The organism is Pseudomonas sp. Leaf129 (assembly GCF_001423465.1).
Lineage (GTDB): Bacteria > Pseudomonadota > Gammaproteobacteria > Pseudomonadales > Pseudomonadaceae > Aquipseudomonas > Aquipseudomonas coleopterorum.
The window spans coordinates 191,973-215,358 of record NZ_LMOC01000007.1 but is presented as its reverse complement, the minus strand read 5'-3'; the positions used below and the strand labels follow the sequence as shown (position 1 = coordinate 215,358).

At 62.2% G+C, this 23,386-nt stretch carries 18 protein-coding genes and 1 pseudogene; 6 read left to right on the top strand and 13 right to left on the bottom strand.

Annotated features, from left to right (window positions below):
- Nucleotides 1-60 precede the first annotated feature (60 nt).
- Nucleotides 61-1,725, bottom strand: coding sequence for an energy-dependent translational throttle protein EttA (ettA, locus tag ASF66_RS12505; protein WP_056844073.1), 1,665 nt, complete (start codon nucleotides 1,723-1,725; stop codon nucleotides 61-63).
- A 1,180-nt stretch (nucleotides 1,726-2,905) separates the two neighbouring features.
- Here ettA and ASF66_RS12500 point away from each other — a divergent pair.
- Together ASF66_RS12500 and glyA are read left to right on the top strand one after the other, a co-directional pair.
- Nucleotides 2,906-5,524: pseudogene (locus ASF66_RS12500) on the top strand (sensor domain-containing protein); the annotation flags it as partial.
- A gap of 234 nt (nucleotides 5,525-5,758) precedes the next feature.
- Complete coding sequence (gene glyA, locus ASF66_RS12495) at nucleotides 5,759-7,012, top strand: serine hydroxymethyltransferase (protein WP_043192788.1); 1,254 nt, start codon at nucleotides 5,759-5,761, stop codon at nucleotides 7,010-7,012.
- Between the two features lie 289 nt (nucleotides 7,013-7,301).
- On the opposite strand, the gene yjiA is transcribed toward glyA, so the two are convergent.
- From yjiA to ASF66_RS12480, 3 genes are all read right to left on the bottom strand, one after another.
- Nucleotides 7,302-8,261: a GTPase gene (gene yjiA / locus ASF66_RS12490; RefSeq protein WP_236707104.1), complete on the bottom strand. Its 960-nt coding sequence runs from the start codon at nucleotides 8,259-8,261 to the stop codon at nucleotides 7,302-7,304.
- Between the two features lie 146 nt (nucleotides 8,262-8,407).
- Nucleotides 8,408-8,605: a YbdD/YjiX family protein gene (locus tag ASF66_RS12485; protein WP_043192786.1), complete on the bottom strand. Its 198-nt coding sequence runs from the start codon at nucleotides 8,603-8,605 to the stop codon at nucleotides 8,408-8,410.
- A gap of 18 nt (nucleotides 8,606-8,623) precedes the next feature.
- Entirely contained in the window at nucleotides 8,624-10,690 is a 2,067-nt protein-coding gene (locus ASF66_RS12480) for a carbon starvation CstA family protein (RefSeq protein ID WP_056844070.1), read from the bottom strand.
- Between the two features lie 173 nt (nucleotides 10,691-10,863).
- On the opposite strand from ASF66_RS12480, the gene ASF66_RS12475 reads away from it, so the two are divergent.
- The gene (locus ASF66_RS12475; protein WP_056844069.1) at nucleotides 10,864-11,325 is read left to right on the top strand and encodes a methyltransferase family protein; all 462 of its coding nucleotides are present in this window, start codon (nucleotides 10,864-10,866) and stop codon (nucleotides 11,323-11,325) included.
- Between the two features lie 40 nt (nucleotides 11,326-11,365).
- Nucleotides 11,366-11,734 (top strand): PilZ domain-containing protein, encoded by a 369-nt coding sequence (locus tag ASF66_RS12470; RefSeq protein ID WP_056844068.1) that lies wholly within the window; start codon nucleotides 11,366-11,368, stop codon nucleotides 11,732-11,734.
- 51 nt (nucleotides 11,735-11,785) lie between these two features.
- Here ASF66_RS12470 and ASF66_RS12465 read toward each other — a convergent pair whose 3' ends face one another.
- From ASF66_RS12465 to radA, 3 genes are all read right to left on the bottom strand, one after another.
- Nucleotides 11,786-12,478 carry an HAD-IA family hydrolase gene (locus ASF66_RS12465; protein ID WP_049860925.1) on the bottom strand — a complete coding sequence of 231 codons (693 nt, stop codon included), beginning with the start codon at nucleotides 12,476-12,478 and terminating at the stop codon, nucleotides 11,786-11,788.
- A gap of 106 nt (nucleotides 12,479-12,584) precedes the next feature.
- Complete coding sequence (locus tag ASF66_RS12460) at nucleotides 12,585-13,820, bottom strand: M20/M25/M40 family metallo-hydrolase (protein ID WP_056844067.1); 1,236 nt, start codon at nucleotides 13,818-13,820, stop codon at nucleotides 12,585-12,587.
- Between the two features lie 151 nt (nucleotides 13,821-13,971).
- Nucleotides 13,972-15,339 carry a DNA repair protein RadA gene (gene radA, locus ASF66_RS12455; protein WP_056844066.1) on the bottom strand — a complete coding sequence of 456 codons (1,368 nt, stop codon included), beginning with the start codon at nucleotides 15,337-15,339 and terminating at the stop codon, nucleotides 13,972-13,974.
- A gap of 211 nt (nucleotides 15,340-15,550) precedes the next feature.
- Here radA and mscL point away from each other — a divergent pair, with 211 nt between their 5' ends.
- Nucleotides 15,551-16,003, top strand: coding sequence for a large-conductance mechanosensitive channel protein MscL (gene mscL / locus ASF66_RS12450; RefSeq protein WP_056844065.1), 453 nt, complete (start codon nucleotides 15,551-15,553; stop codon nucleotides 16,001-16,003).
- 154 nt (nucleotides 16,004-16,157) lie between these two features.
- On the opposite strand, the gene ASF66_RS12445 is transcribed toward mscL, so the two are convergent.
- Nucleotides 16,158-16,934: a ferredoxin--NADP reductase gene (locus tag ASF66_RS12445; protein ID WP_056844064.1), complete on the bottom strand. Its 777-nt coding sequence runs from the start codon at nucleotides 16,932-16,934 to the stop codon at nucleotides 16,158-16,160.
- A gap of 364 nt (nucleotides 16,935-17,298) precedes the next feature.
- On the opposite strand from ASF66_RS12445, the gene ASF66_RS12440 reads away from it, so the two are divergent.
- Complete coding sequence (locus ASF66_RS12440) at nucleotides 17,299-18,423, top strand: methyltransferase (protein ID WP_056844063.1); 1,125 nt, start codon at nucleotides 17,299-17,301, stop codon at nucleotides 18,421-18,423.
- 85 nt (nucleotides 18,424-18,508) lie between these two features.
- On the opposite strand, the gene ASF66_RS22080 is transcribed toward ASF66_RS12440, so the two are convergent.
- From ASF66_RS22080 to ASF66_RS12420, 5 genes are all read right to left on the bottom strand, one after another.
- The gene (locus ASF66_RS22080; protein ID WP_082223659.1) at nucleotides 18,509-18,670 is read right to left on the bottom strand and encodes a DUF2474 domain-containing protein; all 162 of its coding nucleotides are present in this window, start codon (nucleotides 18,668-18,670) and stop codon (nucleotides 18,509-18,511) included.
- A gap of 52 nt (nucleotides 18,671-18,722) precedes the next feature.
- A complete protein-coding gene (gene cydB, locus ASF66_RS12435; protein ID WP_056844062.1) occupies nucleotides 18,723-19,730 on the bottom strand; it encodes a cytochrome d ubiquinol oxidase subunit II in 1,008 nt (335 codons plus the stop codon).
- 2 nt (nucleotides 19,731-19,732) lie between these two features.
- Entirely contained in the window at nucleotides 19,733-21,169 is a 1,437-nt protein-coding gene (locus tag ASF66_RS12430) for a cytochrome ubiquinol oxidase subunit I (protein WP_056844061.1), read from the bottom strand.
- 325 nt (nucleotides 21,170-21,494) lie between these two features.
- The gene (locus ASF66_RS12425) at nucleotides 21,495-22,127 is read right to left on the bottom strand and encodes a C39 family peptidase (RefSeq protein WP_056844060.1); all 633 of its coding nucleotides are present in this window, start codon (nucleotides 22,125-22,127) and stop codon (nucleotides 21,495-21,497) included.
- Nucleotides 22,127-23,383, bottom strand: a complete 1,257-nt coding sequence (locus tag ASF66_RS12420) for a transporter (protein ID WP_056844059.1) — start codon at nucleotides 23,381-23,383, stop codon at nucleotides 22,127-22,129. Before ASF66_RS12420 ends, ASF66_RS12425 begins: the two co-directional genes overlap by 1 nt.
- Between the last annotated feature and the right edge of the window lie 3 nt (nucleotides 23,384-23,386).

Here is a 23,386-nt window from a genome sequence, read left to right as displayed (position 1 = left end):
CCTGACCGTCCACAATCGTCAGACAAAAAAATGGGGCCCTTTTCAGGGCCCCATTTTCATTTACGCCAGCTTCTTGTGACGAACACGGTGCGGCTGAGCAGCCGCCTCACCCAGGCGTTTCTTGCGATCGGCCTCGTACTCGGTGTAGTTGCCTTCGAAGAACACCGCTAGGGAGTCATCCTCGTAGGCCAGGATGTGCGTTGCCACGCGGTCCAGGAACCAGCGATCGTGAGAGATCACGATGGCTGCGCCCGGGAAGTCCAGCAAGGCTTCTTCCAGCGAGCGCAGGGTTTCCACGTCGAGGTCGTTGGACGGTTCGTCGAGCAGCAGGACGTTGCCACCCTCCTTGAGGGTCAACGCCAGGTGCAGGCGACCGCGCTCACCACCGGACAGGTCCTTGACGAACTTCTGCTGGTCGCCGCCCTTGAAGTTGAACCGACCGACATAGGTGCGTGAAGGAATTTCGTAGTTGCCGATGCGGATCTGGTCGGAGCCGTCGGAAATCTGCTGGAACACCGACTTGCTGCCGTCCAGGTCGTCGCGGCTCTGGTCGACACAGGCCAGTTGCACGGTTTCGCCGATTTCGATGGAGCCCGAATCCGGCTGTTCCTTGCCCATGAGCATGCGGAACAGGGTCGATTTACCCGCACCGTTACCACCGATGACGCCGACGATCGCGCCCTTGGGCATGGCAAACGACAGGTTGTCGATCAGCACGCGGTCGCCATAGCCCTTGGTGACGTTCTTGAATTCGATGACCTTGTCACCCAGGCGCGGACCGGCCGGGATATAGATCTCGTTGGTTTCCGAACGCTTCTGGAATTCCTGGGACTGCATTTCCTCGAAGCGCTGCAGGCGCGCCTTGGATTTGGACTGGCGGGCCTTGGCGCCTTTGCGCACCCATTCCAGTTCTTCCTTCATGGCCTTTTCATGGGCCGACTGCTGCTTGGATTCCTGAGCCAGGCGATCGGACTTGGCTTCGAGCCAACCCGAGTAGTTGCCTTCGTAGGGGATGCCGGCGCCGCGGTCGAGCTCGAGAATCCAGCCGGCGACGTTGTCGAGGAAGTACCGGTCGTGGGTGATCGCGACCACGGTGCCGGGGAAATCGTGCAGGAAGTGCTCCAGCCAGGCGACGGAGTCGGCGTCCAGGTGGTTGGTCGGCTCGTCGAGCAGCAGCATGTCGGGAGCCGACAGCAGCAGGCGGCACAGGGCCACGCGGCGCTTCTCGCCACCGGACAGATGCTCGACCTTGGCATCCCAGGCCGGCAGGCGCAGGGCATCGGCGGCGACTTCCAGCTGACGCTCCAGGTTGTGGCCGTCGCTGGCCTGCAGGATGGCTTCCAGCTTGGCCTGTTCGGCGGCCAGCTTGTCGAAGTCGGCATCCGGCTCGGCGTAGGCGGCGTAGACTTCGTCCAGGCGAGCCTGGGCGTCCTTGATCACGCTGACCGCTTCCTCGACCACTTCACGCACAGTCTTGGTCGGGTCCAGCTGAGGTTCCTGAGGCAGGTAGCCGACGTTGAGCTCGGGCATCGGCCGGGCTTCGCCGTCGAACTCCTTGTCGACACCGGCCATGATCTTGAGCAGGGTGGATTTGCCCGAGCCGTTGAGGCCGAGCACGCCGATCTTGGCGCCGGGAAAAAAGGACAGCGAGATGTTCTTGAGGATTTCCCGCTTCGGCGGAACGACTTTGCTCAGCCGATGCATGGTGTAGACGTATTGAGCCATGGAATGAACCTGGATAAAGAAGGTGCGAGATAGAGGATGGAAGCTTGGGCCCCCGCAAGGTGTTCAAAGCTACCGGAATGCGGGAGTCAGGGCAAACCAGTGCGTGCCTGGGCGATGGTCTGCAGGGGTGGTGGATCGCGGCGCGGTACGGTGGCGTCTGCTGACGCGGCTTGCGCCGCTGCTACATGGACTGGGCACGCCTTGCGCGGCGCGCTGCGCCGCTACAGAAATCTAGCCGGATTTGGGCGCTACAGCTTATAGTGCGAGGTGTAACACGCATGATTCATGTGCCCATGCCTGGGTACACGCCTATGCCTGCCCACGACTGTCATATCGCAGGATGCTCAGTTTGCCCAATCTCAATCAGCCGTCCTCCTTGCGCCCGCCTGTCCAAGGGTCAGGTACTCCGCTGCACGGCACGTTGAAGGGCGCGCTGGCATTACTGGTGTTGATGCTGCTGATGCTGCTGTTCTGGCAACTGTTCGATCAGTTCCAGCGCACTCAGGCAGACCAACGCCAGCACAGCATCGACTCCAGTGCGGACCTGGCCGATCACGTCAACCTGAACATGGCGCTCAATGCGCAGATCGTGCTCAACCAGTTGCTCACCACCCAGCCCTTCCCCAGCGCCCGGGAACGTGCCGAAACCGTTACCCGTGTACGTCGCTCGGTGCCCGAGCTGCAAAGCCTGGCCTGGCTCAGTGGCGATGCCCGAATCATCGCCGACACCTTGATCGAAGCGAACGACGATGCTTTCATCACCGTTCTGGTCAGCCGCCTGGATGGCGACAGCCACTACTACACCAACAGCACGGCGGCAGACCTGGTCTATCTGTTGATCCGCCAGCCCGGTGAAAACACCAATGGCTACTGGTTGCTGCGCATGAGCCCGATCGTCATCAGTCGGCTCATTCATCAGGTCGAGCGTGGGCAGAACCCCGGCTGGGTCTTGGAAAACCATGTCGACAAGCACGTCATCAACCGCACCGACCCTGCCCCGATCAGCGCCTCCGAACTGAGCACCACCGAGCTGAACCAGAGTGTGCTGGTCACCCAGCTGAGCCATAGCGACTGGCAACTGCGCAGCCTGTTCGACGCCCGTCAGGCACGCTTGGCACTGCTGCCACCGCTGGTGGGTAAATACCTGCTGGGCCTGCTGATTTCGCTGGTACCGTTGCTGGCGCTGTTGAGCATGCGCCGCCGTCAGCGCGAACTCAACGAAGAGCGTCGGCGCTATCGGGACATCTTCGAGGGCGCCGGCGTGGCGCTGTGCGTGCTCGATCTATCGGGTGTGCTGCCGTTGTTCGAACGGGTGGGGTTGAACGAGCGCACCGATCTTGGGCGGTGGCTTGAGGACAATCCGGCAACCCGTCAGGAGCTGTTGCAGGCACTGCGCATCACCGAAGTGAACCACGTTGCCCTGCGCGTGCTGCAGGTGCACACGAACGACCAGGCGTGGCGCAAGCTGATCGAAGGCTGGTCGGACCGGGCCACTGGCATCGGCCATCAATTGATCGGGGCCCTGCTGCAGCGCCAGCAGCAATTGGAGCTGGAAATCCGTCTGGACAACCAGCAGGGCCACGATCAGTACCTGTGGGTGACGGTGCGCTTTCCCGAACACGCCAAGGATTACCACGCGGTCATTCTCAGTATCACCGACGTCACCAGCCACAGGACCGCGAGCGAATCGCTGCGCCAGAGCGAAAAACGCCATCGCATGCTCGCCGAAAGCATCAGCGACGTGATCTTTTCCACCAACAACCGCATGGAGCTGAACTACGTCAGCCCTTCGGTGCAGACGGTGCTGGGCTTCGACGCGGAATGGGTGATGCAGAACGGCTGGCAGGGCATGCTGGCCAATCCTGCACAGCTGACGGGTATCAACGCGCTGGTGACCCAGGTCCACCAGGCGCTGCATGCGCCGGCCGAGCTGGCCGCCCTGCGCAGCGACCTCAAGACTCAGGTGTTCATGTTCGACTGCCTGCGCAACGACGGGCGCAAGATTCCCATCGAGCTACGCCTGGTGTTGATCTGGGACACCCAGGGGACTTTCGAAGGCATTCTGGGCGTGGGTCGCGACGTCAGCCAGCAACGTCGCGCCGAAAAGGACCTGCGCATGGCCGCCACGGTGTTCGAGCATTCGACGTCGGCGATTCTGATCACCGATCCGGCGGGCTACATCGTGCAGGCCAACGAGGCCTTCAGCCGTGTCAGCGGTTATGCCGTGGCCCAGGTGCTGGACCAGTTGCCGAACATGCTGACCGTGGATGACCAGCAGGAAGCGCACCTGCGTTACGTGCTCAAGCAACTGCAACAGCGCGGCACCTGGGAAGGCGAGGTCTGGCTCAAGCGGCGCAACGGCGAGCACTACCCGGCCTGGGTCGGCATCACGGCGGTGCTCGACGACGAAGGCGACCTGGCCAGCTACGTGTGCTTCTTCAGCGACATCAGCGAACGCAAGGCCAGTGAGCAGCGCATTCATCGCCTGGCCTACTACGATGCCCTGACCCACCTGCCCAACCGCACGCTGTTCCAGGACCGCCTGTACAACGCCCTGCAGCAGGCCGAGCGCCAGCAATCCTGGGTGGTGCTGATGTTCCTCGACCTCGACCGTTTCAAGCCGATCAACGACTCCCTCGGCCACGCCGCCGGTGACCGCATGCTCAAGGACATGGCCACGCGTCTGCTGGGCTGCGTCGACGATGACGACACGGTGGCGCGCATGGGCGGCGACGAGTTCACCCTGCTGCTGCAACCGCGGGCCACCCGCGAGCTGGCCTTGAACCAGGCCATTCATGTGGCAGAGCAGATTCTCGGCAGCCTGGTCAAACCCTTCGTGCTGGAGGGCCGCGAGTTCTTTGTCACCGCCAGTGTGGGCATCGCCTTGAGCCCTCAGGACGGCAGCGAACTGAGCCAACTGATGAAAAACGCCGACACGGCCATGTACCACGCCAAGGAGCGTGGCAAGAACAACTTCCAGTTCTACCAGGCCGACATGAACGCCACGGCGCTGGAGCGTCTGGAGCTGGAAAGCGACCTGCGCCACGCCCTGGAACAACAGGAATTCGTGCTGTACTACCAGCCGCAGTTCAGCGGCGATGGCAAGCGCCTGACCGGTGCCGAGGCCTTGTTGCGCTGGAATCATCCACGCCGTGGCCTGGTGCCGCCGGTCGAGTTCATTCCGGTGCTCGAAGAGCTTGGCCTGGTAGTAGATGTGGGCGACTGGGTCCTGGCCGAGGCTTGTCGCCAGCTCAAGGCCTGGCATCTGGCCAAAGTGCGGGTGCCCAAGATCTCGGTGAACATCTCCGCGCGGCAGTTCGCCGATGGTCAGTTGGGCAATCGCATCGCCCGGATGCTGGAAATCACTGGTCTGCCACCGGCGTGCCTGGAGCTGGAACTGACCGAGAGCATCCTGATGCGCGAGGTCAACGAAGCCATGATGATTCTCGACACTTTGAAGAATCTCGGCTTGAGCATTGCCGTCGATGACTTCGGCACTGGCTATTCGTCGCTCAATTATCTGAAGCAGTTCCCCATCGACGTGCTGAAGATCGACCGCACCTTCGTCGATGGCCTGCCGTCCGGCGAGCAGGATGCGCAGATTGCGCGGGCGATCATCGCCATGGCGCACAGCCTGAATCTCTCGGTCATCGCCGAGGGCGTGGAAACCCATGAACAGTTGGAGTTCCTGCGCGAGCATGGCTGCGATGAGGTTCAGGGCTACCTGTTCGGGCGCCCGATGCAGGCCCATCGCTTCGAGACTCAGTTCAGCAACGACGCGCTGTTTCTGCTTCAGTGACTACGCGCAGGATATGACCCCGTAGGAGCGGTCTTTGGCCGCGATGGGTCGATGCGGTGGGTCAGGTGGACTGCGGTGAGGCTTTCGCGGCCGATGACCGCTCCTACGGCATGAGTGGACACAACCAGACATGAAGCCCGCTTGTCCACGCGATGACTGCCTTTCATATGCCAGACAAAAGCCGATGGGGTAGAATGCTCGCCTTTCCCAACATCCCGATCCCTGAGGACCGCCATGTTCAGCCGTAGCCAGACACTCGCCAAGTACGATGCCGATCTCTTTGCCGCCATGGAGCAAGAAGCCCAGCGCCAGGAAGATCACATCGAGCTGATTGCCTCGGAAAACTACACCAGTCCCGCTGTGATGGAAGCCCAGGGCTCGGTGCTGACCAACAAGTACGCCGAAGGCTATCCTGGCAAGCGCTACTACGGCGGCTGCGAGTTCGTCGACGTGATCGAGCAACTGGCCATCGACCGCGCCAAGGAGCTGTTCGGCGCCGACTACGCCAACGTTCAGCCGCATGCCGGTTCCCAGGCCAACAGCGCGGTCTACCTGGCCCTGCTGCAGGCAGGCGATACCATCCTGGGCATGAGCCTGGCCCACGGCGGTCACCTGACCCACGGCGCCAGCGTTTCTTCGTCGGGCAAGCTGTACAACGCCGTCCAGTACGGCATCGATGCCCAGGGCCTGATCGACTACGACGAAGTCGAGCGCCTGGCGCTGGAGCACAAGCCGAAGATGATCGTGGCCGGTTTCTCCGCCTACTCGCAGATCCTCGACTTCCCGCGCTTCCGTGAAATCGCCGACAAGGTCGGTGCCTACCTGTTCGTCGACATGGCCCACGTGGCCGGCCTGGTTGCCGCTGGCGTGTACCCCAACCCGGTGCCGTTCGCCGACGTGGTCACCACCACCACCCACAAGACCCTGCGCGGTCCTCGTGGCGGCCTGATTCTGGCGCGTGCCAATGCCGAGATCGAGAAGAAGCTCAACTCGGCGGTGTTCCCAGGTGCCCAGGGTGGCCCGCTGGAGCACGTCATTGCCGCCAAGGCCGTGTGCTTCAAGGAAGCGCTGCAGCCTGAGTTCAAGACCTACCAGCAGCAGGTCGTGAAGAACGCCCAGGCCATGGCCAAGGTGTTCATCGACCGTGGTTTCGACGTGGTTTCCGGTGGTACCGAGAACCATCTGTTCCTGCTGTCGCTGATCAAGCAGGACATTTCCGGCAAGGACGCGGACGCGGCGCTGGGCAAGGCATTCATCACCGTCAACAAGAACTCGGTGCCCAACGACCCTCGCTCGCCGTTCGTGACCTCCGGCCTGCGCTTTGGTACGCCTGCTGTGACCACTCGTGGTTTCAAGGAAGCCGAGTGCCAGGAGCTGGCCGGCTGGATCTGCGACATCCTGGCTGACCTGAACAATGAAGCGGTGATCGATGCCGTGCGCCAGAAGGTCCAGGCCATCTGCGCCAAGCTGCCGGTTTATTCGGCGTAAAAGCCGACGGCGTTCTTGTAGCAGCGGTGCAAGCCGCGTTGGGCGTCACCGCGTTGTTTCAGATATTTCGCGGGGACCGCCGACGCGGCCTGCGCCGCTGCTACAGGGGGTGCGTTAAGCTTGCGTTTGGTTGCACCGCGTTGTGTCAGATACTGCGCGGGGACCGCCGACGCGGCTTGCGCCGCTGCTACAGGGATCGCATCAGTTTGTAGCCGCGTCCAGCGCCGCCCTCTGTAGCAGCGGCGCGAGCCGCGTCCGGCATCGCCGCGGTGTATCGGGTACGCGGGATTCAGAGCTGGTCGAATCCGGCGCGGATCTTGGCTTCGGGTAGATCATCGGCGATGAAGACCATCACGCTTTCGCGTACCTCCCCCGGGGCCCATTCGGTGTCCCAGTCGAAGCCGTAGAGCTTCAATACGCCCTGGAACACCAGGCGTCGATCTTCCCCTGCGATACTCAACACGCCCTTGTAGCGCAGCAGTTGCTTGCCGTGCTCTTCCAGCAGTTCGTTCATGAAGGTACTGAGGCGGTCGATGTCCAGCGGCTTGTCGGTGCGCAGTACCAGGCTGGCGATGCGATCCACGCTGGGACCCTGATTGACCGGGCGCAACGCCAGGCCGGCATTGAGATTGAAGCCTCGCACATCGAGCAGCTCCGCCAGATCGATTCGACCGTGCTCGACCACACGGATCGGCGCGCGTCGGTTGATGCGGGTCAGGCGCTCGCTTAATTCGTCGAACACCGAAGGCGCGACCAGATCGGTCTTGCTGATCAGCAGGCGGTCGGCGAAACCCACCTGTGCCTGGGCGATGGTCTGAGCCAGATGGATACCCGCGTGGGCAGCGTCCACCAACGTCAGGATGCCGTCCAGAATGTAGCGTTCGCGCAGTTCTTCATCGATGAAGAAGGTTTGGGCGACCGGCGCCGGGTCGGCCAAGCCAGTGCATTCGATGACCAGCCGATCGAAGGCGATTTCGCCGCTGTCCAGACGCTCCAGCAGCAGGTACAGCGCCTTGGTCAGGTCGGTGTGAATGGTGCAGCACACGCAGCCGTTGGCCAGGGTCATGGTCTGCACGGGCTCGTCGCCCAACAGCTGGGTGTCGATGCCGGCATCGCTGAATTCGTTCTCGATCACGGCGATCTTCAGGCCGTGTTCGGCCTTGAGCATGTGGCGCAGCAAGGTGGTCTTGCCGGCGCCGAGAAAGCCGCTGAGGATAGTGACGGGAATGGGGAGGGCGGCTTCGGACAAGGTTGTTGGCTCCACAATCATTTAAATGCAAATGGCCTCTTCGCGGCCTCTGGCCGCTCCTACAGGGATATTCGATCACGTGTAGGAGCGGCCAGTGGCCGCGAAAGGGCCATCACTCAAGACACATCTCTACGAGATGGCATGCCTCAACAGCACTTGGGCCCACCCTTGCCACCGTATCTGGCCTCCTGGCGTTCGCGGAAGAACGCCTCGTAGTCCATCATCGGCTTGTCCGGGTGCTTGGTCTGCATGTGCTCGACGTAATTGTCGTAATCCGGCATGCCCACCATCAGACGTGCCGCCTGGCCCAGGTATTTTCCCAACTTGCTCAGGTCGTTGAACATGGCGGCAGCCCTCGGTCATCACGCATTGGGGAACGGCTGGAACGGTGCTTCCTTGTCGGTACGTTCCTTCTTGCCCCAGGCGGCGACGCCGACCTTCAAGGCGAAGAACAGGATGCTGAAGACCACCAGCAGGAACAGTACGGTCAGGGTTGCGTTGGTGTAGGCATTGAAGATCACGTGCTGCATCTGCTCAACGCTTTTGGCCGGCGCAAGCACCTGGCCCTGGGCCAGAGCGGCGCTGTATTTGTTGGCCAAGGCCAGGAAACCGACCGCCGGATTGGCGTCGAACAGCTTGATGAAGCCTGCGGTGGTAGTGCAGATCAGCAGCCAGACGGCCGGCAGCATGGTGACCCAGATGTAGCGCTGGCGCTTCATCTTGATCAGCACGACGGTGGCGAGCATCAGGGCGATACCGGCGAGCATCTGGTTGGAGATGCCGAACAGCGGCCACAAGGTATTGATGCCGCCCAACGGATCGATCACGCCCTGGTACAGCAACCAGCCCCACAACGCGACGCAGCCGGCAGTGGCGATGACGTTGGCGGTCCAGGACTCAGTGCGCTTGAGCGCCGGGACGAACGAGCCGAGCAGGTCCTGCAGCATGAAGCGGCCGGCACGGGTACCCGCGTCCACGGCGGTCAGGATGAACAGTGCCTCGAACAGGATCGCGAAGTGGTACCAGAAGGCCATGGTGTTTTCACCCGGCAGCACCGAATGCAGGATCTGCGCGATACCCACGGCCAATGTCGGCGCACCACCGGCGCGCGCCAGGATGGTGGTTTCGCCGATGTCATGGGCAACCGCCTGCAGTGCTTCCGGCGTGATGGCGAAGCCCCAGCTGCTGACCGCCGTGGCCACTGCGACCACATCGGTACCGACCACTGCGGCCGGGCTGTTCATGGCGAAGTACACGCCTGGCTCGATCACCGAAGCGGCGACCATGGCCATGATCGCCACGAACGACTCCATCAACATGCCGCCGTAGCCGATGTAACGGGCGTTGGTTTCGTTGTCCAGCAGCTTGGGCGTGGTGCCCGAGGAGATCAGCGCGTGGAAGCCGGACACCGCGCCACAGGCGATGGTGATGAACAGGAACGGGAACAGACCGCCCTTCCATACCGGGCCGGTGCCGTCGGTGAACTGGGTCAGCGCGGGCATCTTCAGTTCCGGCATGGTCACCAGAATGCCGATGGCCAAGGCGATGATGGTGCCGATCTTGAGGAAGGTGGAGAGGTAGTCGCGCGGGGCCAGGATCAGCCACACGGGCAGCACGGCGGCAACGAAGCCATAGCCGATCAGCATCCAGACGATCTGCACACCGGTGAAGGTGAAGGCCTTGGCCCAGACCGGATCGGCGGCCACCTGACCACCCAGCCAGATCGAGAGCAGCAGCAGGAGCACGCCGATGATGGAGATTTCACCGATGCGGCCCGGACGGATGTAGCGCATGTACACGCCCATGAACATCGCGATGGGGATGGTGGCCATGACCGTGAAGATACCCCACGGGCTTTCGGCGAGCGCCTTGACCACGATCAACGCCAGCACGGCGAGGATGATGATCATGATCAGGAAGCAACCGAACAGGGCGATGGTGCCGGGGATGCGGCCCATTTCCTCGCGCACCATGTCGCCCAGCGAGCGGCCGTTGCGGCGGGTGGACAGGAACAGCACCATGAAGTCCTGCACGGCACCGGCCAGCACCACGCCGGCGATCAGCCACAGCGTGCCGGGCAGATAGCCCATCTGCGCGGCGAGCACCGGGCCGACCAGGGGTCCGGCGCCGGCGATGGCGGCGAAGTGGTGACCGAAGAGGATGTGCTTGTTGGTCGGTACGTAGTCCAGACCGTCGTTGTTGAGCACCGCGGGCGTGGCGCGGCGCGGGTCGAGCTGCATGACGTGGTTGGCGATGAACAGGCTGTAGTAGCGGTAGGCGACCAGGTAGATGGCCACGGCCGCGACGACGATCCATAACGCGTTGATTGCTTCACCGCGGCGAAGCGCAACGACGCCCAGGGCACAGGCACCAATGATCGCCACGATCAGCCACGGAACGTGGCGGAACGCACTGCTATTGTTTTTCATATTATTGTTTCCAGCTCAGTGGATGAGTGTCAGCCTTATCGAGTCTAGCGATTTTTTGTCCGAAGGCCATCCCCACGTTGGTCTAGAGCGGCGCAGCGCATGACGCGATGATGGCCTGGAACACCCGGCGCCTGTGCCGGTCGCACTAAGGGTGTCCCTTGCGAGTCCGCCCCATGCCCAAGCCGCCCGCACGCGCCGCCCTGCCCCCGCCACTGCTGTATCTGGCGTTCATCGCCGTGGCCATGGCGCTGAGCTATGCAGTGCCCATTGCGCTGCCGGTCAACAGCTGGACCGCAGCGACCGCGGCGGCCTTGATCATCCTTGGTCAGGGTCTGTCGTTCTGGGCCATGCTGCGTTTCAAGCGTCAGCACACCGCGACCAGCAACTTCGATGCGCCTCAGGAACTGCAGCGCGACGGACCGTTCGCGCTGTCGCGCAACCCGATCAACCTGGGCGATACCCTGGCCTATGTCGCGCTGTCGCTGCTGATGGGCAGCCTGTGGCCATGGTTATTGCTGCCGGTGCTGCTGTATCTGATGAACTGGCTGGTGATCCGACCCGACGAAATCCAGCTCGAAGCGCTGTTTGGCGACACTTATCGCCAGTATTGTCGACGGGTTCGCCGCTGGCTCTGAGCCACTGCGCTATAGTCCAGCAAAACTCGAGGACCCGATCATGACGCAACCCCATACCGAACGCCGTCGCTTCAAGCGCATCGCCTTCGATGCCAAGACCGAACTGCGCCAGGGCACCGAGCGCTGGCCGGTGAAGCTGCTCGACCTGTCATTGAAGGGGCTGTTGATCGAAAAGCCGTCGCCCTGGCTGGGCGACGCCGACAAGCCCTTCAATGTGGATGTGAAACTGGGGCCACAGGAAGATGTGGTGATGGAGGTCAAGCTGGCCCATGACGACCATGGGCAGCTGGGGTTCGTGTGCACCCATATTGGTCTGGATTCGATCAGCCATTTGCGCCGGTTGATCGAACTCAATCTGGGCGACCCCGAGGAGTTGGAGCGCGAGCTGGGGGCTTTGTTGGAGGTTTGAGGTCGGCGGGAAGGCCTTCGCGGCCGATGACCGCTCCTACGGCGAGTATTGCTACACCAGGTGAGCCGGCAGCCCCCATTGGGCGGGGTCGAAGCCCAGCAGGCTTTGCAGTCGATCGTCGGCGTGGTGGTAGCGCTCCGGGGCCATGGCGGCATCGGGGACGGCGATGGCGAACATGCCGGCGGCCTTGGCGGCGGTCACGCCGAAGGGTGAGTCCTCAAACACCAGGCAGTCCTTGGGCTCCACGCCTAGGCGCTTGGCCGCGACCAGGAAGATATCCGGCGCCGGCTTGGCCGCACCCACTTCCGGGTCATCGGCGGTGACGATGGTGTCGAACAGCGCGAACCACTCTTCATGCAGCGTGGTTTTCATCGCGAAATGCCCACGGGACGAACTGGTGCCCACAGCGATCGGAATATTGTGCGCCTTCAAGTGCCGCACCAGTGCCTCGGCGCCGGCCATGGCCTGGGCATGGGGAAAGCGCTCGGCCATCAGCGGTGCGCGCGCTTCCATGAATTCGGCGGGCGTCAGGGGCAGGCCCAGGGTTTCGACGATATAGGTCGACAGGTCGTTGGCGCCCAGGCCAATGGTGTTCTGCTTGATGCTCCAGTCGAAGACCTTGCCGTACCGCTCGGCGATCATCTGCGTGACTTCGGTGTAGATGCCCTCGGTGTTCAGAAGCAGGCCATCCATATCGAAGATGACGGCCTTGACGGGGCCCATGCCCGTTACTGCAGTGTTCATAGGGCGTGCTCCGTGGTCGTTGAGAAGACCCCAGGGTACGGGTGCGGCCGGGGGTTGAGCAAGTCGCAGCGCCGACGCCTTCACCAGGCGCCAGCGCTGCGGTAGCTCACGGCGCCGACAGGGTGCGAATCATCGACAACGTCAGGTACAGCCGCGGCGCGATGCTGCTCAGCTCGATGTATTCGTCATCGGCGTGCAGGCCCGCGCCCACCACGCCCATGGTTTCCAGTACCGCAGGCTTATCACTGCCCGGCACATAGGCATAACCGGCGTCGGTGCCGAAGCGCATGGCGATCGGCTCGATCGACTTGTCGATCGCCGCGTAGGCCTTCTGCGCGACCCCGGCCAACTGCTCGGAGCCGCTGTTCTTGGCCAGGGGCGGCCGGCCTTTTTCCAGACGCAGGCTGACCTGGGTGTCGTCGATCAGCTGCTTGCGGATCAGGCGCTGGCCTTGGGCAAGCACGCGGTCGGTTTCCTCGATGTCCGAGTAGCGCATGTCGGCCTCGGCCGTCGCGATGGCGGGGATGATGTTGCGCTTCTCACCCGCCTTGGCCATGGTCCAGTTCACCGTGGTGCCCTTGTCGGGATCACCCAGGTCGTTGAGCTGGACCAGCTGGTGAGCCAGTTCGGTGAGCGCATTGCGCCCGTCTTCGGGCGCGGAGCCGGCGTGGGACGAACGCCCCTTGACCTCCAGGAACAGCCCGTTGATGCCGTTGGTGGCGGTGGTCACTGCATCCTTGTTCGGAGGTTCGTAGGAAAAGACGTAGTCGTGTTGAGCGGCCAGTTCGGCGATGATTTTTTTCGAACCGGCCGAGCCCATTTCCTCGTCCGGGTTGAACAGCACGGTGAGCGTGCCGTAGCCGTCGAAGCCCTGACCCTTGAGCAGTTTCAGCGCGTGCAGGATCATCGCCACCCCGCCCTTGGCATCGGCCACACCTGGGCCGTAGGCACGCTCCTGGTCGGTGCGGAACGGGCGCTTGGCCGCAGTGCCGGGGCCGAACACGGTGTCGTAGTGGACCATGAGCAGGAAATTCTTGCTGCCGGTGCCCTTGAAGGTGCCGACGATGTTGTCGCCTACCGACGGTGTGGCCGGGGTGGTCTGGACCGTGGCGCCCAGTTCCTTGAGACGCTTGACCAGCAGTGCGCTGATCGTCGCCAGGCCTTTTTCCTGGCCGGTACCGGTGTCGACCGAAACCAGCTCCTTGACCGTTTCCAGGTAGCTGGGTTGTTCGGCCTGGGCTTGTTTGTAGAGGTCGGCGGCGGGAAGCTCGGCGGCGTGGGTCGACAGGGAGAACAGGCAGGCTGCAGCGATTGCGGTGATGCGTGAGGGTCGAACAGGCATGGGTCGGAAGCCTCGGGCGGGTGCGGTTTTTGTAGGCAGGATTGGCCTCTTCGCGGGCAGAGACCCGCTCCCACAGTGGAACGGTGGGAGCGTCTGCGTCGATAGGGCAAGTCCTGACATCCAACAACCTTAGCCTACTGCGGCGATCGTGCTACTCGAACAAGGCATCCAGCGCCTGCTCGAGGCGGGTCACGGCGACGATCTGCAGGCCCGGTGGGGCCTCCTTGGGGGCGTTGGCCTTGGGCACGATGGCGCGCTTGAAGCCGTGCTTGGCCGCTTCCTTGAGCCGCTCCTGACCACTGGGGACCGGACGCACCTCGCCGGACAGACCCACCTCGCCGAACACCAGCAGGTCGTGGGGCAGCGGGCGGTTGCGCAGGCTGGACATGATCGCCGCGAGCAACGCCAGGTCGGAGGCGGTTTCCAGCACTTTTACCCCGCCGACCACGTTGAGGAACACGTCCTGGTCGTGGGTGGGGATGCCGCCGTGCCGATGCAGCACCGCCAGCAGCATGGCCAGACGGTTCTGGTCCAGGCCCAGGGTGACTCGCCGTGGGTTGGACAGGTGGCTGTCGTCGACCAGGGCCTGCACTTCCACCAGCATCGGCCGAGTGCCTTCCCACGTAGCCATGACCACACTGCCGGGGACTTCTTCCTGGGCTCGGGTCAGAAAGATCGCCGACGGGTTGGAGACTTCCTTGAGGCCCTTGTCGGTCATGCCGAATACGCCCAGCTCGTTGACCGCGCCAAAGCGGTTCTTCACGGCGCGCAGCAAGCGCAGGCGGCCATCGGATTCGCCTTCGAAGTAGAGCACGGTGTCGACCATGTGCTCGAGCACGCGAGGGCCCGCCAGGGCGCCTTCCTTGGTCACGTGGCCGACCAGGAAGATAGCCGTGCCGCTCTGCTTGGCGTAGCGCACCAGCAGCGCCGCGCTTTCACGCACCTGGGACACGCCGCCGGGCGCGGACTGCAGGTTTTCGGTGAAGATGGTCTGGATCGAGTCGATCACCATGACCTTGGGCTGTTCGACCTTGGCGGTGGCGATGATGGTTTCGATGCAGGTCTCGGTCATCACCTTGAGCTTGTCCTGGGGCAACCCCAGGCGCCGCGCACGCATGGCGACCTGTTGCTGCGACTCTTCGCCGGTGACGTACAGCGCAGGCATGCGCGTGGCGATGTTGCACAGGGTCTGCAGGAGGATAGTCGACTTGCCGATGCCCGGATCGCCGCCGATCAGCACCACCGAGCCATCGACCAGACCGCCGCCGAGCACACGGTCCAGTTCGGCCGAGGCGGTGGAGAAGCGCGGGATCTCCTCGATGCTGACTTCGGCCAGGGTCTTGAGCTGGGCCTGCTGCCCTGCCCAGCCGGTGCGGCCGCTGGGCGGTGCGGCGGCGCCGCTTTCGATGACCGTTTCCACCAGGGTGTTCCAGGCACCGCATTCGCCGCATTGGCCGGCCCATTTGGGGAACGTGGCACCGCACTCGGTGCAGCCGTACATGCGCTTTGCCTTGGCCATGAAAATTCCTGTTCGAAAAGTGCGTTCATGATAATCGAGCGCGCTGTAATAGTGGGTAAATCAAGCCCTTGCAGCGCGGAAAAGCGGCTAGTCTGTACTTTGACAAAACTTCTCGGGCGCAGCTGTGTCCCTTGCAGCAGGCGTGGAAAATGAAGCAATACGCTGACTTGGACTGCGTTGACCAACCTCATCTGTAATAAGGAATAACCTCATGAGCGTGCTAAGTGAATTCAAGGCCTTTGCGGTCAAGGGCAATGTAGTCGACATGGCCGTTGGTATCATCATCGGTGCAGCCTTCGGCAAGATCGTTTCATCCTTCGTGGGCGATGTGATCATGCCGCCGCTCGGGCTGCTGATCGGTGGCGTGGATTTCAGCGACCTGGCCATCACGCTGCGTGCGGCGGTCGGTGATGCGCCGGCGGTGGTATTGGCCTATGGCAAGTTCATCCAGACAGTCGTCGATTTCATCATCGTGGCATTTGCCATCTTCATGGGCGTGAAGGCCATCAACCGCCTGCGTCATCAGGAAGAGAAGAAACCTGCGGCGCCTGCTGCACCTTCCAAGGAAGAAGTGCTGCTGGGTGAAATCCGTGACCTGTTGAAAGAGCAGAATGGCAAGGGCACCGTGGTGACAAACGCACCGACGCACGGGCCGCAGATCTGATACCGCGTTGAGCTTTCGCGGCCGATGACCGCTCCTACACAATGGCCACGCTGGCTCTGTAGGAGCGGTCTGTGGCCGCGAAGGGCCAATGCGGTGAGTCAGGTAAACCTCGGTGAGGCTTTCGCGGCCATAGACCGCTCCTACGGGATAACTGCTACCAGTAGTTCTCGACGGCGACCTGGCCGGGACGGCGGCTCAGGCTCAGGTTCATGTCACGGCCCTTGAGCAGTTGGCGGGTGTCGTCGATCATCTGGGGATTGCCGCAGATCATCACCCGTGAATGCTCGGGCACCAGTTCCAACCCTGCAGCCTTTTCCAGCTCGCCACTCTGAATGAGATCGGTGATACGGCCGTGCAACGTGCCCGGCACCTGCTCCCGGGTCACGATCGGGATGAACTGTAGCTTGCCGGCAAACTCGGCCAGGTAGTCCCGCTGTTCCAGGCCAGCGATCAACTCTCGATACGCCAACTCCTGACCTTCCCGCGCGCTGTACACCAGCTTGATGTGCTCGAATTTCTCCCATACGGGAAAGTCCTGCAGGATCGACACGAAAGGAGCCACGCCGGTGCCGGTCGCCAGCATCCACAGGTCACGGCCGTCGACGAAGCGATCCAGGGTCAGATAACCCGTTGCCAGCTTTTCCACCAGCAGCTCGTCTCCCGGGCGCAACCGGCTCAGTTCACTGGTGAACTCGCCGCCCGGCACGACGATGGAGAAGAATTCGAGAAACTCATCGAAGGGCGAGGACGCCATCGAATAGGCGCGCCACACCACGCTGCCATCGGCCTTGGTCACCCCCAGGCGGGCGAACTGGCCGGCGACGAAGCGGAAACCGGCGTCGCGGGTGGTGCGCAGGGTGAACAGGCTGGGGGTCAGCGGCTGGACCTCGAGGATGGTCTGGCGGGTGAATTTTTCTGCGCTGGCAGTCATGGGGCGCTCCGGGGCTCAAGTGCCGGTATTTTCCCGCAAACCGCTGCAGATAAACACCGTTGGTTTGTGTGGCCACCTGTGGGATCGGGGGGTGGCGAGTCTTCTCTTCGTGAAGGTCTTGCTGGGTGGGTCTGACACTGCGCGGTGCGCCGTTCGCGGGCAGAGCCCGCTCCCACAAAGTCCACTGCTACAAAGTCCACTGCCACAAAGTCCATTCCCACAGAGTCCATTCTCACAGAGTGCATTCTCACAGAGCCAGTTTCCACGAAGCGCTTCCACAGTGGCGAAGGATGGGCGTTCGGGGCGCGGTCGGGTGAGCGATCGGGTAGAATCGCGCCTTTATTGCCGCTTCGTGCCTTCTGCCATGCCTGTACTGACTTCGCCCTTCGCTGAGCTCGACCTGATCCGCCAGCCCGATCAACCCAACGAGCCGTTGCAGGCGTTCGATGCGGCAGACGAATACCTGCTGGCGCACATGGCCGAGCATCCCCTGCCCGCCCAGGCACGCGTGCTGATTCTCAACGACAGCTTCGGCGCGCTGGCCATCAGCCTGCAAGGCTCGGTGCAGCTGGTCAGCAGCGGCGATTCATTCCTCGGCGCGTTGGGGCTGGAGAAGAACCTGACCCGCAATGGCCTGCCATTCGACAGCATCGAATTCATCCCCGCGAGCGCGCCGGTGCAGGGTCCGTTCGACCGCGTGCTGGTGCGTGTACCCAAGACCCTGGCCCTGCTCGAAGAACAGCTGATCCGCCTGCACGGCCACCTGGCGCCCGGTGCCGAGGTGGTCGCTGCCGGCATGGTCAAGCACTTGCCCCACGCTGCAGGTGATCTGCTGGAGAAATACATCGGCACGATGCGACCGTCACTGGCGGTCAAGAAGGCTCGACTGTTGATCGCCACTGACGAAGGCAAGCCCGCGCCGGTATCGCCCTACCCGACCCGCTATCAGCTGGACGCCCCCAGGCTGACGCTGCTCAACCACGCCAACGTGTTCTGCCGCGAAGGGCTGGACATCGGCACCCGCGCGTTCCTCCCGCACCTGCCGCGCAACCTCGGCGCAGCGCGGGTCGCCGACCTGGGCTGTGGCAACGGCGTGCTGGCCATCGCCAGCGCCCTGGCCAATCCGCAGGCTCACTACACGCTGGTAGACGAGTCGTTCATGGCCGTGCAATCGGCGCAGGAGAACTGGCAGGCGGCCCTGGGCGCGCGTCAGGTCGAGGTGCGCGCCGCTGATGGCCTTGCCGGCCAGGCGCCGCAGTCGCTGGACGTGGTGCTGTGCAATCCCCCGTTCCACCAGCAGCAAGTGGTGGGCGACTTCCTCGCCTGGCGCATGTTCCAGCAGGCACGCGAAGTGCTGGTCACCGGCGGCGACCTGTACATCGTCGGCAACCGCCATCTGGGTTATCACAGCAAACTGGCCAGACTGTTCCGCGGCGTCGAACAGGTGGCTGCCACGCCCAAGTTCGTGGTGCTACGCGCGCGCAAGTGAGCGCAACGGTGCGTTTGAAGAGCAAAAAAAAGCCCTCGCAAGGAGGGCTGTAAAAAAAGCACTGCCAGAGCAGCACTGATGGGATTCAGTGGGATTTCATCCCGGCCGCCGTCATGAACAGGCGGATCAACATGGCAAACAGGCCCAGCGCGACGACGCTGCCGGCATAGATCACCACCAGCCAGCCCAAGCGCTTCCACAAGGGCTTTTTCTCTTCGCTGTGCGTAACGATCGGTTTCTCGCTCATGCTTCTACTCCTGCCCGACCCAGGCCTTGCAGCCTGGGCAGCGGCGGTTGGACTAGTGGTAGCCGTCTTCGTGGGTGACCTTGCCGCGGAACACGTAGTAGCTCCAGAAGGTGTACACCAGGATGATCGGGATGATGAACAGCGTGCCCACCAGGATGAAGCCCTGGCTCTGTGGCGGCGACGACGCGTCCCAGATCGAGATCGACGGTGGGATGATGTTCGGCCACAGGCTGATGCCCAGCCCGCTGTAACCCAGGAACACCAGCAGCAGGGTCAGCAGGAACGGGGTGTAATGCGCGTTGCGCTTCACCGAACGCAGCAACCCGACCACCGTGGCCAGCACCAGGATCGGCACCGGCAGGAAGTAGAACAGGTTCGGCGTGCTGAACCAGCGCGTGGCGATGTCGCCATGGGCCAGGGGTGTCCAGATGCTGACGATACCGGTGACGATCAACAGCCCGTAGGTCAGTGGCGGTGCTAGCTTGTGCATGGCCTGCTGCAGGCTGCCTTCGGTCTTCATGATCAGCCAGGTGCAGCCGAGCAAGGCGTAGGCCACGATCAGCGCCAGGCCACAGAACAGACTGAACGGCGTCAGCCAGTCCAGGCCGCCCCCGGCGTAGTTGCGGCCGACCACGGGAATGCCGTCGATGTACGCGCCCAAAGCCACGCCCTGGAAGAAGGTCGCTGTCAGCGAGCCGCCGATGAACGCCTTGTCCCACACGTGGCGCTTGGCTGCGGTCGCCTTGAAGCGGAACTCGAACGCCACGCCGCGGAAGATCAAACCCATCAGCATCAGAATCAGCGGCAGGTATAGGGCCGACAGCACCACCGAGTAGGCCAGCGGAAACGCGCCGAACAGCGCCGCACCGCCCAGTACCAGCCAGGTTTCGTTGCCGTCCCAGACCGGTGCCACGGTGTTCATCATGACGTCGCGGTCGCCTTCATCCTTCATGAAGGGAAACAGGATGCCGATGCCCAGGTCGAAGCCGTCCATGATCACGTACATCATGATGCCGAAGATGATGATCACGGCCCAGATGAATGGAAGATCGATACCCATGCTTAGTGCCCCTTGCTCAAGGTGTTGGTTTGGCCTTCTTCCGTGCCTTCATGGGCAGCGGACAGAGGACGTGCAGGGGTGCGCTGGGTACCAGGACCGCCGGTATTGATTGTTTCTTCATGTGCCTTCGGACCCTTGCGCACCAGGCGCATCATGTAGCCCAGGCCCACGCCGAACAGCGAGAAGTACACCACGACGAACATCACCAGGGTGATACTCATCTGCGTGACGCTGTGGTTGGAGGAGGCATCGGCGGTGCGCATCAGGCCATAGACCACCCATGGCTGACGGCCGATCTCGGTGGTGAACCAGCCCGCCAGCAAGGCGATCAAGCCCGATGGCCCCATCCACAGGGTCAGGTAGAGGAATGGACGGCAGGTGAACAGCGCGTCTTTCTTGCGCAGCCACACGCTCCACAGACCGACGAAGATCATCAGCATGCCCAGGCCGGCCATGACCCGGAACGACCAGAAGACGATGGTCGAATTGGGCCGGTCTTCCTTGGGAAAGGATTTGAGCGCCGGCACCTGCTTGTCCAGGCTGTGGGTCAGGATCAGGCTACCCAGATAGGGAATCTCGACCGCGAAGCGGGTTTTCTCCGCTTCCATGTCGGGCCAGCCGAAGAGGATCAGCGGGGTGGCTTCGTCACCCTTGTTTTCCCAGTGGCCTTCGATCGCGGCAATCTTGGCGGGCTGGTGCTCCAGGGTGTTCAGGCCGTGCATGTCGCCGACGAAGGCCTGCACCGGGGCGACGATCAACGCCATCCACATGGCCATGGAAAACATCCGGCGGATGGCTGGTGTGTTGCGCCCGCGCAGCAGGTGCCAGGCGGCCGAGGCGCCGACGAAGAACGCCGTGGCGACGAAGGCTGCGATGGACATGTGCGCCAGGCGGAACGGGAACGAGGGGTTGAAGATCACTGCGAACCAGTCGACCGGGATCACTCGACCGTCGATGATCTCGTGGCCCTGAGGGGTCTGCATCCAGCTGTTGGACGCCAGGATCCAGAACGTCGAGATCAACGTGCCGATCGCCACCATCACTGTCGAGAAGAAGTGCAGGCCGCGGCCCACGCGGTTCCAACCGAACAGCATGACGCCCAGGAAGCCCGCTTCCAGGAAGAACGCAGTCAGTACTTCGTAGGTGAGCAACGGGCCGGTAACGGCGCCGGCGAAGTCGGAGAAGCGACTCCAGTTGGTACCGAACTGGTACGCCATGACCAGGCCGGAGACCACGCCCATGCCGAAGTTGACTGCGAATATCTTCGACCAGAAGTGATACAGGTCGCGGTAGGTGTCGTCACGGGTTTTCAGCCACATGCCTTCGAGCACGGCCAGGTAGCTGGCCAGACCGATGGTGATGGCAGGAAACAGGATGTGGAACGAGACCGTAAACGCAAACTGCATTCGGGCGAGATCGATTGCCTCTAAACCGAACATGGGGCTTCCTCTATCAGGTGAACCGGCGCGGGCGGGCGGCCCATGCCAGCGGCCCCTGCGAGGGAAGCGCGGTCTGATGACTTCGTTCTGCTTGGTTCCACGACGCAGGGATTGTGGCCGTTTGGCCGCCATGCCGCGCCGGGCGAGGCGTTGACATGGATCAAGGTACCGTCAAAGAGTAGTCCTGTTTGCGCGATTGGGCTGTGTGGTTTAGTGCCGCACGACCGGATGTCGCACCCGGTTTACTTTCGTCTGGTATGGGGATTTATCGCGGTATCTGTTCTGTTGATGCTTCGCAGATAAGGATGCTCCCCCGTCGTACCCGTCACTGCACAGGACTGCGCTGAAGCGTCCGCACGGTCTCCCGCTCAGGAGCAATCAGGCTATGCGCCGGCACCTTCAATCCATGCTCCAATGGCAAGCCGAAGTGGTCACGGCCCAGCACCAGTGTTTCGCCCTGCCACTGCTCATACAGTTCAAACAGCGGCATACGAATGTGCCCTCGCGCAGGGTCTGCCAGCAATGCACTGCCCCGGCCTATGCCTTTGAGCACCACGAAATGATTGAGTGAGCGTTGCCTGAGCAGAATGATCACCGGACCTTTCAGCGAAGCCAATGCCTGACGGGGCAAAATCACACCTTCGGCCTGGTAACCCAAACGCTGAGCAGTGGTTTTGAGGTCAAGCAGAGAAAATCCTTGAGCGGCTCGCTCCACTGCCTGCTCCCGAGACAGCCTGCCAACCATGTCAGCGAGTACATCCTGCTCGTGCAGCGTTTCGCCAAAATACAGGTTGAGCAGAATGGTCAATGCCGCGGCCCCGCATGAATAATCCAGCGTCTGGCGCTCTATGCGTTCCATGCGTAATTCGGAAAGTGGCCGGGGTGCCTGAAACGGCGAAGCACTCGCCACTGTGGCCAATCCAAGGACGGAGACCAGACCCAACTCGGAATAACGCATCAATTGAACTTGCGCTTGAGGTTCAATGACATGGAAGCCGGTCCCGCGTCGTCATTGAGGCCCAGCATGACTTGAGGAGAAATTACCCAGTCCTCGTGCAGTCTATAGGACACATTGAAGGCGAGATCTGCGGGATCAATGTCAGTGCCTTTGATGATTCGTCCACCTGCTCTCAGATTGGCGGTATAGCTATAAGAAAATCGAGCGCCTATGGACAACTTCTCATTGAGTGCAAAGCCTACGCCCAGGTAACTCCGCAACGCCCAACCTGGCTTTACGGTGTAGCCATCGATGGTGTTCTGGAAAAAGTGTTGATAGCTGAGCCCGCCGAACAGAATGGCCGGATCGGTGCGGCGCACCCAGGCAATGCCGGGCGCTAAGCTCCAGTGTCCTGAGCCGTTGTTCAACGGATCCTTCCATCGGTTGGCTGCATCGTTGTAACGTTTGCGGCCGGTGGGAGCACCGATGTCTAACGTAAACGAAAGCGCCGGATAGGCGGCGGTTTCGTCGAGCCACTGGTACTGAATTCCCATGCCTATGTCCGCCAGGTCCCACGCGCTGGTAGTGCTCACATACTCATTTGAGGAGACATCTTCGACGCTCGTATAAGAGAACGGCACTGTCAGATGCGCTTCGAGCCGGTCAAAAAGCCCTGCACGGAGCGTGGGTTCGAACTGCAGCACACGTGCACTGTAGGAAGATTTCTGAAAATAACCAACGTCGAACAGATTGTGTTGCCGGCGGCTTTGCTTGTATACCAGGCCCATGTCGAGTTCATACTCGCCTGGCCCGAGCAAAACCGTGGAGCCCACAAGAAAATCCAGCGGCGGCGGGTCGGCACGCTCTCCGTATTCGATGTGGTCACGCCCTACTGCTGCTTCACGCTGTTCAATGAAGTTTCGCTGCAGTACAGCGATGTCGGCCAGCTTCAATTCGACCTCACCCAAAATTTCGGATGAAAGTCGCGTGACCCGGGCGCTTTCACTCACCAAGTGTCCTGAGGCTCGATCGCCGTTCTTGAACTGCACTTCATAAGGGTGATCGGTTTGCAGTGACCCGATATCGGCAGTTCGGATGGTCAAGCCCATCGCGTAGGGAGTGCTGAAAACGCAGACATCCCCTTCGTAGCTGATTAACCTGCCAGACAGGCTGTCACCTTTCTTCAGGTGCACCGTATCGGCTAACGTACCAGTAGTGATGGACAACAGGATGCTGGCACTCGCGAACAGACGCGCGAGTGGAAACAAGATAGCCATGGG

What these genes read in the sequence shown, in the direction of transcription:
- radA (WP_056844066.1), bottom strand. Translation starts at nt 15,339, where the DNA reads ATGGCCAAGGCAAAGCGCATGTACGGCTGCACCGAGTGCGGTGCCACG.
- glyA (WP_043192788.1), top strand. Translation starts at nt 5,759, where the DNA reads ATGTTCAGCCGTAGCCAGACACTCGCCAAGTACGATGCCGATCTCTTT.
- cydB (WP_056844062.1), bottom strand. Translation starts at nt 19,730, where the DNA reads ATGGGTATCGATCTTCCATTCATCTGGGCCGTGATCATCATCTTCGGC.
- ASF66_RS12465 (WP_049860925.1), bottom strand. Translation starts at nt 12,478, where the DNA reads ATGAACACTGCAGTAACGGGCATGGGCCCCGTCAAGGCCGTCATCTTC.
- ASF66_RS12420 (WP_056844059.1), bottom strand. Translation starts at nt 23,383, where the DNA reads ATGGCTATCTTGTTTCCACTCGCGCGTCTGTTCGCGAGTGCCAGCATC.
- ASF66_RS12445 (WP_056844064.1), bottom strand. Translation starts at nt 16,934, where the DNA reads ATGACTGCCAGCGCAGAAAAATTCACCCGCCAGACCATCCTCGAGGTC.
- ASF66_RS12460 (WP_056844067.1), bottom strand. Translation starts at nt 13,820, where the DNA reads ATGCCTGTTCGACCCTCACGCATCACCGCAATCGCTGCAGCCTGCCTG.
- ASF66_RS12440 (WP_056844063.1), top strand. Translation starts at nt 17,299, where the DNA reads ATGCCTGTACTGACTTCGCCCTTCGCTGAGCTCGACCTGATCCGCCAG.
- mscL (WP_056844065.1), top strand. Translation starts at nt 15,551, where the DNA reads ATGAGCGTGCTAAGTGAATTCAAGGCCTTTGCGGTCAAGGGCAATGTA.
- ASF66_RS12485 (WP_043192786.1), bottom strand. Translation starts at nt 8,605, where the DNA reads ATGTTCAACGACCTGAGCAAGTTGGGAAAATACCTGGGCCAGGCGGCA.
- ASF66_RS12480 (WP_056844070.1), bottom strand. Translation starts at nt 10,690, where the DNA reads ATGAAAAACAATAGCAGTGCGTTCCGCCACGTTCCGTGGCTGATCGTG.
- ASF66_RS12425 (WP_056844060.1), bottom strand. Translation starts at nt 22,127, where the DNA reads ATGCGTTATTCCGAGTTGGGTCTGGTCTCCGTCCTTGGATTGGCCACA.
- ASF66_RS12430 (WP_056844061.1), bottom strand. Translation starts at nt 21,169, where the DNA reads ATGTTCGGTTTAGAGGCAATCGATCTCGCCCGAATGCAGTTTGCGTTT.
- ettA (WP_056844073.1), bottom strand. Translation starts at nt 1,725, where the DNA reads ATGGCTCAATACGTCTACACCATGCATCGGCTGAGCAAAGTCGTTCCG.
- ASF66_RS12470 (WP_056844068.1), top strand. Translation starts at nt 11,366, where the DNA reads ATGACGCAACCCCATACCGAACGCCGTCGCTTCAAGCGCATCGCCTTC.
- ASF66_RS22080 (WP_082223659.1), bottom strand. Translation starts at nt 18,670, where the DNA reads ATGAGCGAGAAACCGATCGTTACGCACAGCGAAGAGAAAAAGCCCTTG.
- ASF66_RS12475 (WP_056844069.1), top strand. Translation starts at nt 10,864, where the DNA reads ATGCCCAAGCCGCCCGCACGCGCCGCCCTGCCCCCGCCACTGCTGTAT.